Genomic DNA, 13,065 nt, shown 5'->3' with positions numbered 1-13,065 from the left:
GTGCTCTTCACCGAGGACCACGAAGAGGTCTGGGACGGCGACCGCCCGACCCTCAGCACCGTCACCTACCGCAGCCCCGACGACACCATCATCGCCCGCAAGACCGTGACCTACGGTGGCGACCCGTGCATTCCGGGCTTCGAGCTGGTGGATCTGCGGGATGGCTACAAGGAAGGAGCGGCGTTGGTGGACGACGGCGTCGAGCTCTTCTGCCGCAAGAGCCAGGACGAGCCCCTCCGGCACAAACGCCTGGACCTGCCCCGGGATGCGGCGATGGACGAGGGCTCGCTGCATTTCGTCCAGCGCCATTGGGACGAGCTAGCGGCCGGCCGCACGGTGAAGCTGCACTTCGCGGTCCCCTACCGTCAGGAGTTTTTCGCCTTCCGCATCGTCCCCGAAGAACCCCAACCCCTCGCCGCTCTCCCCCCGGGCGGTCCCCCCACCCTCGGCTTTCGCCTCGAAGTCGCCAGCCGCCTGCTGCGCTTCCTGGTCGACCCCGTCCACCTCATCTACGACCCCACCACCCGCCGCCTCCTCCACTTCGCCGGCATCACCGCCCTCAACGACGAGGATGGGCACAGCCACCGGGCGCGGATTTTGTTTGAGTATCCGGCCGGATCGTAGAAACCTACTCCCCCACCACCCGCACCCGCGCCACAATCGGATCATGGTCGCTCGCCGCCTCGGAGTCGGGGTAGTCGGCGTTGGCGTGGATGATGTCGACCTGGGGATCCTGGGCCGCAAGTCGGGGGCTGACGAGGATGTGGTCGAGGACCTGGGAATTGCCGAGGTAGTTGTAGGTGTAGCGGTCTTCTTGCTCGATCTGGGGGACCAGATTGACCAGGCCGGACTCCGCCAGCACCGCCAGGGGGGAGCGGAATTCGTGCTCGTTGAGGTCACCGAGGACGATGACGGCGGCTTGGGGGTCGGCGGCGAGGAGCTCTTCCACGAAGTCGGAGATGACCTGGGCCTGGGCGGCGCGTTGGACTTCGGTGCCGGGGACGGGGGGTTGGCGGCTGCCGCCGAGGCGGTCGTCGCCGCGCTTGGACTTCCAGTGATTGTTGATCAGGAAGAAGCGCTCCTCGCGGCCGGTGCCGGGGGTGAAGAGCATCTCCGCAGCCAGGGAGCGGCGGCCGCCTTCCCAGCCCTTTTCCTCGTCGCCGTCGAAGGAGGGGGCGAGGGGAGCGACGCGGCCGGGGCTCAAGGTGAGGCGGGGGCCGTCGTCGGTGGCCTGGATCGCCGTGGCGTCCCGGGGGCCGGCGTCGCCACGGTCGACAAAGCGGACCCGCTGGGGGTTGAAGAGGTAGGCGACGCGGATGTTGCCGCCGGGCTGGCCACCGTCGGCGTTGTTTTCGGGATCGATCTGGCGGAAGTCGTAGACGGGGCCGCCGGCTTCGAAGATCGAATCGATGAGCAGCTTCAGGGTGCGGCGGGCGGTGACCAGGCCGTTGTCCACCGGGCCGTCATCGTCCTGGATCTCCTGCAGGGCGACGACGTCGGGGGCGCCCAGCTCCTGGGCGATGGTGCGCGCCAAGCCTTCGAATTGCTTCGACGGATCCTGGGGATCGAGGTTGAGAACGTTGAAGGTGGCCACGGTGAGGTGGGAGTCGTCGCCACGGAGAGTGGTCACCTCTCGGGCGGGCTCGGCGGCGGGGGGCTCATCGACGGACTCCCCATCGTCGACCGAAGCATCGTCGACCACCACATCATCGACCGGGGGCAGGGGCTCCGTCGCCCACACCCGCCACTCACCGAAGCGGTAGGCCACGACGCCGATGACCGGACCGAGGAGGCGATCTCCCACCGCCAGGTCCGGTACCTCGTCCACCAGGTTGGTATCCACCAGGATGCGCTCGGGGTTGAAGTCCTCCGGCAGCAGCGAGAGGCCGCCGCGATGGGTGCGGGGCTCGGCGTGGCGGCCGTCGTCGCCCACCACCACAAAGCCGCCGCGGTAGGTGGTGGGGCCCACCACCACCGGCTCGCGCACCATGACCCGCATGCCCTCGAGGCTCTCGAAGAAGTCGAGGCCGTCCTCGGTGGGGCGGTATTCCTCCAGGGCGTCGGCGTCGAAAATGCGGCTGGGGGGCATGCGGCCGCCCTCCCCCAGCACCACCGGCTGGGGCGGCGGGTTGTCACGGCTTGGGCGGTGGATGACGGAAGCTTCGAGGGTGGTGATGGGGAGCTCACCGGGGTAAGCGATCTCCGCTACCCGGCCGGAGATCTCCACCACGTCCCCAGCACGCACCGCGGCCTCCGCTGACCCAGCGTCCGGCAAGGCTCCCTGGGGCATCGCGCTCTGGGGCAGCACCCCGGGGGCGGCGACGATGCGCAATCCCTCGGAAGTGGCGGGGTCGTCGTCGGGGTCGAGGCTTTGGATCCAGAAGGTCACGTCCGGTTCCCGGGGCTCTCCGTCCTCGGAGGAAGAGCGGCGGGGCGGGGGCTCGACGGCGGTGACCACGCCGCGGACTCGGTGCAGCCACTGGCCTTCCATGGGCGAGCGATGCCCCGCTCCCTGCACCTGCGCCACCTTCACTTCTCCCAGGGTCACGGCGAAGGCGAGGACGTGGGTGACCTGCTGGTCGCTGAAGTTGTCGTCGCTGACCAGGAGGAGCAGCCGCCGGCCGTCCGGGAGAGAGGGTCCGAAGGTCATGCCCTCCAGATTGTCAAGGGGAATGCCCAGGGCCGTGAGATCGAGGAGCAGCTCCTTCCTCACCGGCTGGGCCAGCGCCGCATCCACCTGCGGGCCGGAGACCCGATCAGCTCCCTGGACATCGACCTCGTAGAGACGGATGTGGTTGATGCCGCCAGAAGAATAGGAACGCTCTAGCGCCAACAACTCGCCGGAGCCCAGGGCCGTCAGCTCCACCAGACCGTTGACCTCGATGGCGTCGGGAGCTTCACTGTCCTCCACCACCGGATCGTTCCAATAGACATACTCCCCCCCTAGCCGGCTCCCCGGCGCAGCGCCCGTCCCTCCGGACCCCACGCCCAGATCAAAGCGCAGGATGCGAGAAGCGCTGGCCCCCCCGGGCACCGCCTCCGGGCCGTCCTGCACCAGGGCGTTCTCGATTCCCGACCACAGGTTGAGGCCAGCCGGCTCCATGGTCAGCGCCTCGAAACCCAGGTTGTGCCGAATACCCATCGTGCCTGACTCCGGCTGGTAGTAGTCCGGCAGGGGCAGGGCTTCGAGGCTCTCCCCGGCGAGGGAGAAGCGACGCAGGAAGGGGCCGACGCCGGTGTTGACATGACCTTCGGAGGAGATAAAGAGGGTGCCGTCGACGGCCAGGGCGATGCCTTCACCGTCGATGGCGTAGCGCGGGAAAGGCTCGCCGTTGAGATCCTTCAGCACCGTGCTCTCCACCGCCCGCACCCCGCCCTCCTCGAGCTTGCCGTCGGTGAGCTGAACCTCGAGGGTGTAGAAGCGCGCCGGCGCGTGGACGCTGGCGTCGTCGCTGATGCTGTAGTAGCGACTGGGGCCATCGCCTCGGCTCGACCTGGCCGGGTCGTAGGTGAGGCCCGAAAGTCCGCCCAGAGGTTCCACCAGCTCCATCCCCGGCCCGGGCTCGACCTCCACCACTGACCGCCCCAGGAACTCCAACGCTCCCACCCCTGCGGCCGCGGCGGGCAGGGCGGTGCACAAAGCGAAGGCTGCCAGCACGGCGAGGCCGGCCAGCGAAGTCGAAACGATGGAGCGACGGGTGGGGGTGGAATTGCGTCGGATCACGGAACTCTCCTCACGGCTTGTGGGACGGGCCTGCTCCAGAATGGCGCTGCTCGATGTGTGAGCCTGCGCGAATGCGCGGGGGGATTATCCCATGGTGGGCGGGGGTGTGGTCTGACGATGCTGGGGCGAGGGGCCCTCAGGGGCACGTCCCAAACGCCAAAGTATCCGTCACCGCCGGAGACGAGACCCCCAGCTGATTGCTGTACTCCCGAGTCTCCCCCGCCACCAGGTCGGTGACCCGCAGGGTGTATTCCACGTTGGTGGTGGCGGCGGCGAAGACCCAATAGTGACCGTTGACGCCGCAGCCCCGGAGCACCTTCACCAGCACTTCCCAATTGGCCGCGTCGAAGAACCACAGCATGCCCGAGTCCCCGGTCTTGTCCTGCACCACCCGGGCGACGCCGGTGTTGCCGAAGCGGTCCCGCCAGTCCCCATCGACGGCGAAGCGGCCGTCGCGCAGGCAGAGGCGGGTGGGGGATGGCTCACAGGGACCTTCGCCGTAGCGCTGCTGGAGGAGGAATTCGAAGCCCGTGGGCAGGGTGTCGGCGGGCCAGGAGCTGTGGTCGAAGCCTTCCTCGATGCGCGTGGTGAGAGGGACGTCGAGGCGCTCCAGCTGCTGGCGCAGTGCCTCGTAGGAGGCGCCCTGGAAGTTGAAGTCGCCGGTGCTGTAGTAGAGGTAGGCGGGGGCCGTGTAGTCCGGATCCGCCACTTCGAGGACGGTGCGGTAAGGCGCGGAGAGGGAGAGGGCGCCGCTGAAGCGGGAGCCCGGTGCGTAGGCCAGCACCAGAGCATAGGCACCGCCGGCGGAGTGGCCGGCGAGGGAAATGCGGCGGGAGTCGAGGGCCTGCTCCTGCTCCAAGAGCTCCAACGCCCCGGCGATGGTGGCGTCGTCGGCGCCGACGCCGAAGCCCAAGTCGGAGATGGATTTGGGCACCAGCAGCACCACGTCGAGCTGCTCCGCCACCGGCTGCAGCGTGCTCTTCCACTGCCCGGGCGTCGCCCCGGAGCCGTGGAGAAAGACCACCACCGGCGCCGGCTCCGCCGGATCGATGCCGGTGGGCAGGTAGCGCAGGGCGTAGGTCTCGGTCTCTTCGACGTCCAGCCGCTTCCAGGTTCCTGCCTCGGCCGGGCGACCGGCTCCCACACTGAGAACCAGGGCGAGAACGAGGCCCGTGAGCAGGGGTGGGTATCGGCGGGGGTTGATCGATGTCATCACGGCATATCCTCCGCCGGCGAGTATAGCTCGTCCTCGGCAGAGCGCTACCGGATCACCGGCGTCGGCCGGACGCTCCTGCCGAAGAAGAGCGCATTGGCCACCAGGCGCTGGGTGCCGAACCAGAAGCCGCGGAAGGCCGGGTCGTCGGCCAGCCGGATGACCGTGCCGCGGTCCAGGCGCTGGGCGGTGACGGCGGGGGTGCCCGCCAGCTGCGCCGGCGCATCGGCGGGGGCGTAGCCGGCGAGGAGAGGGGCCTCGGTGTAGGCGGCAACGGTCTCCCACGGGTTGCCGGTGGCGACCAGGGGCTCGATGCCGGTGCGGAAGACCGGGAGCTCCTCGTCGCCGAAACCGAAGCCCAAGGGATGGGTGGTATCGATGCGGGCGGCGAAGACTGCGCCGGAGATGGTGGCGGCTTGACGGGTGGCCTCGTAGTCGGCGTAGCGCTGGGCGGAATCTCCCGAAGCCGCCGGCGGGGCACCCTCCAGCTCCTGCTCCGGACTGGGCAGGATGGCCATGGGCTCGGGAGCCGTCTCGGCCTCAGGCAGGTCGAGCACGCTCTTGCCCACCCAGTGGGCAGCGGTGCTGCTGGCCACCAGCACTCCCCCGCTCCGCACCCAGCTCTCGAGCTTCTCGCTCACCTCGGCGTCCCAGGCATCGTATTTGCCGCTCACCAAGAGCACGTGGGTGAAGGACGAGAGATCCATGGACGCAACGCGGTCCATTTCCACCAGCGTCAGGGGTAGGCGGAAGTGGTGGTCGATGAGGTGCCAGAGCTCGCCGGCCTCGTAGGTGTCCACCTCGCCGCCCACCACCAGCAACGGCTTGGGAGCGGTGAGGGGCATCATGGTGGGGCTGCCCAAATCTTCCCCGCGGGAGGTCAGGCCGCCGGCCACAGGGAGGATGTCCAGCCCCTCTTGCTCCGCCACCTGGCCCAAGATCGCCTCGGTGCGGGAGCGGTCGTCGGCACCGCGGCGCACGGGCACGATCACCGCTCCCGGACCGAGAGCCGTCGAACCTTCTTCACCATCGATGGAAACGCCGCGGGTGGCCACCTGCGCCGTCACCCCAGCGCCGAGGAGCTGCCCCAGGGCCCGCATGGATCCGTGATCGCGCCAGGAAAACGCATAGGCCACCGCCTGCGCATCGGCCTCGTAGCTCCCCGAACGGGCCTCTACTTCCTGCAGCGGCTCGCCCCAGGCGTCGCCAGGGACAGCGCCGGCTCGCGCTTCGGCGCTGCGGGCGTCGAAGGCCAGCGGCAAGGTCCAGGCGGAGACGTCGTAGAAGGTGCTGTCCTCAAACTCTTTGCGCGCCTCGAAGAGCGCCTTGACCAGCCGGTAGGCCTTCTGCGCCACCGGCACCGCCCAGCTCTGCCCGGCCTCGAAACGCTGGCCCGCCACCTCGACGGTGCGGGTCAGCGGGCGCACCTCGATGTGGTGCCGCAGCAGTAGCTGGAGGAACTCCCTGGCCCGGGTCGAATCCTCCGGAAAGCTGACCAGATACGCCCCCACCGGGTCCTGCCGTCCGGCCTCCCGGGCCTCTCGGTAGAAGTCCCGGCGGTAGCGGATCAGCTCCTCCCGCTGCTCCCGGGCCGCCTCCAGCATGGAGAGGGAGGTGAGGAATTGGTTGCGGATGGTGAAGGGGAAGGAGATGGCTCCGCGGCGGGTATCGTGGAGCCGGCCGCGGGCGCTGGCCTGCTCGAAGAGCACGCCGATGCTACCCACCAGGTCCGGGTAGGTGGAGCCCTTGCCCGGGTAGAAGTCGTCGAAAGACTCCTCGCTGTAATACAGCACCCCGGCATCGTCCAGCTTGCGGGCGTGGTAGCCGGCGATGGTGCGAGTCAGCTGCTGGTTGGCGTCGGGAATCCACGGATTGACCCGAGTGGGCACGCCGGGCTGGAAGAAGTAGGTCGAGTCGCTGCCCATCTCGTGGTAATCGCCCAGGAGGTGAGGCCGCCAGCGGTAGTAGGTCTTCAGCCGCGCCTGGGATTCGGGATGCTGAGAGGGCATCCAATCGCGGTTGAGGTCGAACCAGTAGTGGTTGGTGCGGCCGGTGGGCCACGGCTGGCGGTGCTCCCGATGGTCGCGGGAGGCCACCGGCACCTCACCTCGATGCATGGTGGCCCAATGGGCGAAGCGGCCCAGGCCGTCGGGGTTGAGGCTCGGGTCGAGAAGCACGATGGTCTTCTCCAGCAGCTCCTCCACCGCCTCGCCGCGCCCCGCCGCCAGATGGTAGGCGGTGAGCATGGAAGCGTTGGAGCCGCTGGCCTCGTCCCCGTGGATGCTGTACCCCAGCCACAGGACCGCCGGCAGGCTCTCCAACCGCTCCGGTGTCAGCTCTCCGGACTCCCCCTCCCCGCCGGAAGCTGCCAAATGAGCTTGGCGTAGCTCTTCCAGCCGCTGCAGATTCTCCGGCGTCGAAATGGTCATCAAGAGCAGCGGCCGTGATTCATGGGTGCGCCCCTGAACCTCCAGCTGCACCCGGCTCGAGCTCTCCGCCAACGCCGCCATGTAGATGGCCAGCTGATCCGGCCGCACGTGCTGCTCCCCCACCTCATACCCCAACACCGACGCCGGTGTCGGCACCGAGGCGTCGTATTCGACCCCCTCCGGCAGGTAGTAGGCGAGAGCTTCTGCCTTCACCACCGACGTCACCAGACCGGAGACGAGTAGGACGACGAGGCCGAGGAAGGAAACAGCAGACGTAGAAGAACCGAGAGCGCGCAGGGCGCGCGGGAGCAACATCGACATGGACAGAATCCTCCGCGTGGATCACCGAAGCGGCGCGGCGGCGGGATCCCTCACCCTGCCAGCGCCAAGAGAGCGCTCAGGGTACCAGGTTGGGCGAGAAGACCCGAGATCCGTTCCGGCAGGGATCGCTCCTCAGCCGCCGCCGGCGCGCCACGCCGCATCGAGAAGCCCCTGGGTGCGCTCGCTGGCGCGGATGCTCGCCTCCTGGAGGTCCTGGCGGTCGGGATGGCGAGCGAGGCTTGCGAAGGCGTCGATCATCAGGCTGTGGGCGGTGCGCTGGCTGGGGGTGGGCACAAAGGCGAACTCCGCCGGCGGCGCCAGGGCGCGCCGCTGGGTGAAGCCGACGACGTGGTCGGGATGATCGAAGCCCGCCCCCTGCTTCCAATCTTGAACGAAGTCCTCGAGATGGATCACGCCCTCGGTGCCCAGCAAGTCCAGGTCCTGGACGAGCGCGCCGACGTCGTAGCCGGCGTCGTAGGTGGTGGTGGTGCCGTCCCCGAAGAGCATGGAACCGGAGACCCGCACGACCGCTCCCGTCTCCAGATCCCGGCTCAGGGAGGTCTGCAGACTCTCGACCTCGAAGCTCCCAGGCAGGTACTCCACCGCCGCCCGCATGCAATACCAGGCCATATCCCCCAACGCCCCGGTGGGTTCGAGACGAGGGTCGAAGCGGATATTGGTGCGGTCCGGATTAGGGAAGAAGAAGGCCGTACGCAACGCCAGGGGCTCGCCGATGCGCTGCTCAGCCTCACTCTTGATCTGTGCCGTCCGCGGGTGGTGGACAAAGTGGGTGGCGTCGAGGAAGGCGACGCCGTGCTCGCGGCAGGCGGTGGTGATGCGCTGGAGGGATTCGAGGCCGTCGAAGGGCTTTTCCGCCAGCACGTGCTGGCCCGCCTCCGCCGCCGCGACAGCGATTTCCTCCCGGGTCGAAGTGGGAGTGGCCACGTAGACGGCGTCGAGGCCGTCCCAGGCAATCATCTCCCGCCAGGACCCGAAGGCCTTCACAGCTCCCTGCCCGCCCGTACCGTGCTCGGTAATGAACTGCTCCGCCCGGCCCACCGACCGGCTCGCCACCGCCACCAGCTCCGCTTCCGGGGACTCCCCCATCGCCGGCGCCAGCGCTTGAGCGATGTACCCCGTACCGACGATTCCGATCCGCAGCTTGTCTCCCACGCTCAGCTCCCTTCCGGTTTTTCTTCAGCTCGCTCCTGCGCTGGAGTCTATCGCTGCCGTCAGAGCTCTCCTCGATCAACGCAACGAGCCCGGAGATCAGAAGACCCCCGGGCTCGCTCTATCTCAGCCGCGGGCAGCGGCTGGTGCTGCGGTCCGACCTTACGGCACCGGTCCCCGCCACGACGAGAAGTCGTCGAAGAAGACGCTGCCGTCGGTGCCGGGCTCGACGCCGCCGACGATGCCCCATTGGACCCAATCCGTGGGCCAATTGTCATTGTCGATGCCGGTGACCTCTTCCTGCAGCACGCCGTCGATGCTCAGCCGCAGCAGGCCGTCGGCGGCGCCGGGGCCAGAGGAGCGGCGCCAGGCGATTTCCAGCACGCTCCAATCGTCCGCCAGGGCGTACCAGCTGGTGCCGTCCCAATTGAGATCGTTGCGGTGGGCCTTGGCGCGGATGGAGAAGCCTTCCGCCATGCGCCAGCGCACGATGGTCTGGAACAGGCGCTCGCCGGTGTCGGCGCGGGAGCTGACGATCTTGAAGCGCTTGTTCTCCGCCAGGGTGATGGAGTTGGGGTTGAAGCGGAAGCGCACGCGGTAGAAGTCTTCCCCGTCCGGCGTCTCGTCGGTGAGGAAGGCGCGCTCGTTGTCCGCGTCGAGGGCGATCTCGAGCCCCGTCTCGCCGCGGTCGGCGGCGGCGGCGTTGTAGCTGGTGGTGGCCCCCAGGAGGGTTTCATCGTCCCAGCGGGAGGCGTCGCCGGTCTCCAGATCGTCGAAGAAGATCAGATTCTCCGACGGCAAGGCCCACAGCTCGCGGCCCACCGCCGAATCGGCGGCGGCGAAGAAGAGCAGGCCCTCGGTGACGGTCAGCTCTTCGGGCTGGGAGGAGAGGTTGCCGGAGTCCACATCGCTGACCAAGGTGGTACCGGCGGTGGTGCCGTCGGTCACCCACAGCTCGATGCCGTCGGCGAGAGTCCAGGTGGAGAAGTACAGCAGGTCGTCGAAGACCTGGCCCCCGCGGGGGGTCCCGTAGACGGCATCGCGGTGCAGGGTGACCACCGAGGTGGTCCCTAGAGCGGTGCCGTCGGTGGCGTAGAGATTCGCATCGGTACCGTCGTAAGCGACGAACCAGACCTTGCTCTTGTATTCGCCCAGGATCACCGGCCGCGCGAACGAGTCCGTGGGATTGATGTCCACCACCATCTGGGTTCCAGCGTTGGTGCCGTCCGTCGACCAGACCTCATAGCCATTGGTGCCGTCGTCGGCGATGAAGAAGAGTCTTCCCAGGGCTGGGGTGAGATTCTGGGGATCGGGAGCGAATTGGTTGCCGGGATAGATGTCCTTGACCAAGGAGGTTCCGGCGGCGGTGCCGTCGGTCACCCACAGCTCGCGGCCGCTTCCGGTCTTGGCGGTGAAGAAGACTTTGCCCAAGGCAGGGGTCATTTCCTCGGGGCGGGTGCCGGCGGCGCCGCCCAGGCCGGCGAAGAAGGAAGTTCCCGCCGCCGTGCCGTCGCTGATCCACAGCTGAGGGTCGGAGCCGGGAGGCTGGGTGTGGAAGATCACCGAGGAGCCCAACGGCGTAAAGCCCAGGGGGTTGGAGCTGTCGGAACCGGGATTGATATCGAGGAGAATCTGGGTCCCGGCCATGGTGCCGTCGCTCACCCAGGGCTCGCGGCCGGCGCCGGTGTTGAGGTCGAAGAAGAGCTTTCCACCGTTGTAGATCATCTCGTTGAGAGCGCCGCCGCTCATGTTGGAAATCCGCACGGTACCGGCGAAGGTCCCGTCGGTGCGATAGATCTCGGTACCGCTGCCGGTGCGGTCCGCGGCGAAGTAGACGAAGTCCCCCACCTGCACCAGCGCCTCCGGCTTGCTGTAGCCGCCTAGATCGCCCTGGCCTCCGCCGAGGCGGCGGGTGCCGGCAGCGGTGCCGTCGCTGGCCCAGATAGCCATCTTGGTGGAGTCGTCGACGGCCCGAAAGAAGACATCCTCACCGCGGCGCACCAGATCCTGAGGAGCCGAGCTGTCGTCCTGGCCCTGCTCGAGGACGATCTGAGTCCCCGCCAGAGTGCCGTCGCTGACGAAGAGCTCGTTGCCCCGGGCCGGGTCCTCGGCGTTGAAGTAGAGCTTGCCGTCGTGGGCCACGAAGCGGGCCGGGTCGGAGGAAGGCAGACCGGCCCGGATGTCCCGTACCAAGCTCGTACCGCCCGGGGTGCCGTCGGTGACCCACAGCTCGCGGCCGGCGGTGCCGTTGTCGGCGACGAAGAAGACCTCTCCGCCGATGGCCAGGAGGTCCTCCGGATCGCTGCTGGCGGCACCGGGGTTGATGTCGAGGATCAGGGTCGTGCCGGCGGCGGTGCCGTCGCTCTTCCACAGCTCGGTGCCGTTGGCGGTGGTGGCGGCAAAGATCAACGTGCCCTGGAGGTTCTCGAGCTCGTAGGGATTGGACGCCGAAGCGCCGTTGAGGTCCACCACCTGCACCGTCCCGAGGCCGGTGCCGTCACTCTTCCACAGCTCACCTTCGGCGCTGAAGAAGAGGGTATTGCCCACGGGCGTGAACTCCCTGGGAAACGAAGAATTGCCCATGGGATCGATGTCCTTGAGCAGGGTGGTGCCCGCCACGGTACCGTCGGTCACCCACGGCTCGCGGCCCAAGGTGGAGCTGTCGGCGCTGAAGTAGACCTTGTTCTGGAAAATGGTGAAATACCACGGGCGAGCGGAGTTTGCGCCAGCTTCGATGTCCGCCAGCTGGAAGGTGCCGCCGGCGGTGCCGTCGCTGACCCAGGGCTCCTGGCCGGTCACCCCGTCGCTGGCGGCGAAGACGGCGCCGGCGGCGATCACTTCCCCACCGTCCCCGTAGACCGCGTCCGGAAGGGGAGCGATATCGGCCACGAAGGCCGCACCGCCGACGGTGCCGTCGGAGGACCACAGAGCATAGTCGTGAACTGCGTCCTCCGCTCCAAAGAGCATCAGCGGGCTCACGTAGCCGACACCCTCCGGCGCGCTCGCGAAGTCGGTGCCGGGGAAGACATCACCCACCGCGAAGGTTCCCGCACCGGTGCCGTCACTCCGCCACATCTCGCGGCCCACGAAGGGACCGTCGTAGAGGGTGTAGAAGAGGGGTCCGGCGGGCCATGCAAACACCCCGGTAGCGCTGGTCTCGCCGGGCCAGACGTCGCGCAGCAAGGTGGTGCCGGCGGCGGTACCGTCGGTGCGCCAGAACTCGCGACCATGGCGCCCGTCCTCGGTGACGTAGTAGAGGTGACCGCCGAACGAAATCACCGGGGTCGGATCGGAGGAGACCGACACATTCGCCACCTGGCGCAGGTCGTCGATCAGATACGGCTGGGCGGTGACGTCCGGTCCCGAAAGACCCAGCGACACCGCACAACAGAACAGCGCGAGAGCGGTCACTGCCCTGCCAGATAGAACGCTGCCAAAGATTCCTAATCCAAAATGCATTGCATCTCCTTTCCGGCCCTAGCCGGCTGAGGGAAAACGGCCCATGGACCTGCTCCTGGAAAGGGGCAGGCCTCAGATCTGGGGATTCCGATTCGTTCACTATAAACGAACGCGAACTTGGAGCCTGTATTCCCTCAGAGACCAAGAAAGCTGCAGAAAGCCCAAATTGTGCCGCGCCGAGCTCGAAGAACCCACTTCCGCGAGACGGACCGCACGACAAGGCAATTCCAAGAAATCAATCTCAAGAAACCCGACCTCCAGGAACAGCAACCTCCAGAAACACCGCGAGCCCGAAGATCCGAAGATCCCCGGGCTCGTTGTGTCTCAGCTGCGCGAGCTGCCCTGGCTTGCCGTCTGGCTTGCAGTCTGCCTGGCGGCCAGCCTCGCGGCAACTCTTATTGCGCCGGTCCCCCCCACGACGAGAAGTCGTCGAAGAAGACGCTGCCGTCAGTGCCGGGCTCGACGCCGCCGACGATGCCCCACTGGACCCAATCCGTGGGCCAGAGGTCGTTGTCGATGCCGGTGACCTCTTCCTGCAGCACGCCGTCGATGCTCAGCCGCAGCAGACCGTCGGCGGCACCGGGGGCGGAGGAGCGGCGCCAGGCGATCTCCAGCACGCTCCAATCGTCCGCAAGGGCGTACCAGCTGGTGCCGTCCCAATTGAGATCGTTGCGGTGGGCCTTGGCGCGGATGGAGAAGCCTTCCGCCATGCGCCAACGCACGATGGTCTGGAACAGGCGCTCGCCGGT

General features: G+C 67.9%; 7 protein-coding genes. 1 reads left to right on the top strand and 6 read right to left on the bottom strand.

Annotated features, from left to right (window positions below; translation table 11 throughout):
* Positions 1-624, top strand: a 624-nt coding sequence (locus SX243_21035; protein ID MDY7095469.1) for a hypothetical protein, incomplete at its 5' end; no start/stop codon positions are given.
* A 4-nt stretch (positions 625-628) separates the two neighbouring features.
* Here the strand turns inward: SX243_21035 and SX243_21030 are convergent.
* From SX243_21030 to SX243_21005, 6 genes are all read right to left on the bottom strand, one after another.
* A complete protein-coding gene (locus SX243_21030; protein ID MDY7095468.1) occupies positions 629-3,724 on the bottom strand; it encodes an esterase-like activity of phytase family protein in 3,096 nt (1,031 codons plus the stop codon).
* A gap of 136 nt (positions 3,725-3,860) precedes the next feature.
* Complete coding sequence (locus tag SX243_21025) at positions 3,861-4,937, bottom strand: alpha/beta fold hydrolase (GenBank protein MDY7095467.1); 1,077 nt, start codon at positions 4,935-4,937, stop codon at positions 3,861-3,863.
* A gap of 47 nt (positions 4,938-4,984) precedes the next feature.
* Positions 4,985-7,687: a M14 family metallopeptidase gene (locus SX243_21020; GenBank protein MDY7095466.1), complete on the bottom strand. Its 2,703-nt coding sequence runs from the start codon at positions 7,685-7,687 to the stop codon at positions 4,985-4,987.
* A gap of 132 nt (positions 7,688-7,819) precedes the next feature.
* Positions 7,820-8,860, bottom strand: coding sequence for a Gfo/Idh/MocA family oxidoreductase (locus SX243_21015; GenBank protein ID MDY7095465.1), 1,041 nt, complete (start codon positions 8,858-8,860; stop codon positions 7,820-7,822).
* A 159-nt stretch (positions 8,861-9,019) separates the two neighbouring features.
* Complete coding sequence (locus tag SX243_21010; protein MDY7095464.1) at positions 9,020-12,268, bottom strand: hypothetical protein; 3,249 nt, start codon at positions 12,266-12,268, stop codon at positions 9,020-9,022.
* Between the two features lie 443 nt (positions 12,269-12,711).
* A partial coding sequence (locus tag SX243_21005; protein MDY7095463.1) for a hypothetical protein occupies positions 12,712-13,065 on the bottom strand: 354 nt, incomplete at its 5' end.

The organism is Acidobacteriota bacterium, from assembly GCA_034211275.1.
Classification (GTDB): domain Bacteria; phylum Acidobacteriota; class Thermoanaerobaculia; order Multivoradales; family JAHZIX01; genus JAGQSE01.
Note: the sequence above shows the minus strand (reverse complement) of the source record. Positions and strands in the feature narration are given on the sequence as shown.

What these genes read in the sequence shown, in the direction of transcription:
- SX243_21025 (MDY7095467.1), bottom strand. Translation starts at nt 4,937, where the DNA reads ATGACATCGATCAACCCCCGCCGATACCCACCCCTGCTCACGGGCCTC.
- SX243_21020 (MDY7095466.1), bottom strand. Translation starts at nt 7,687, where the DNA reads ATGTCGATGTTGCTCCCGCGCGCCCTGCGCGCTCTCGGTTCTTCTACG.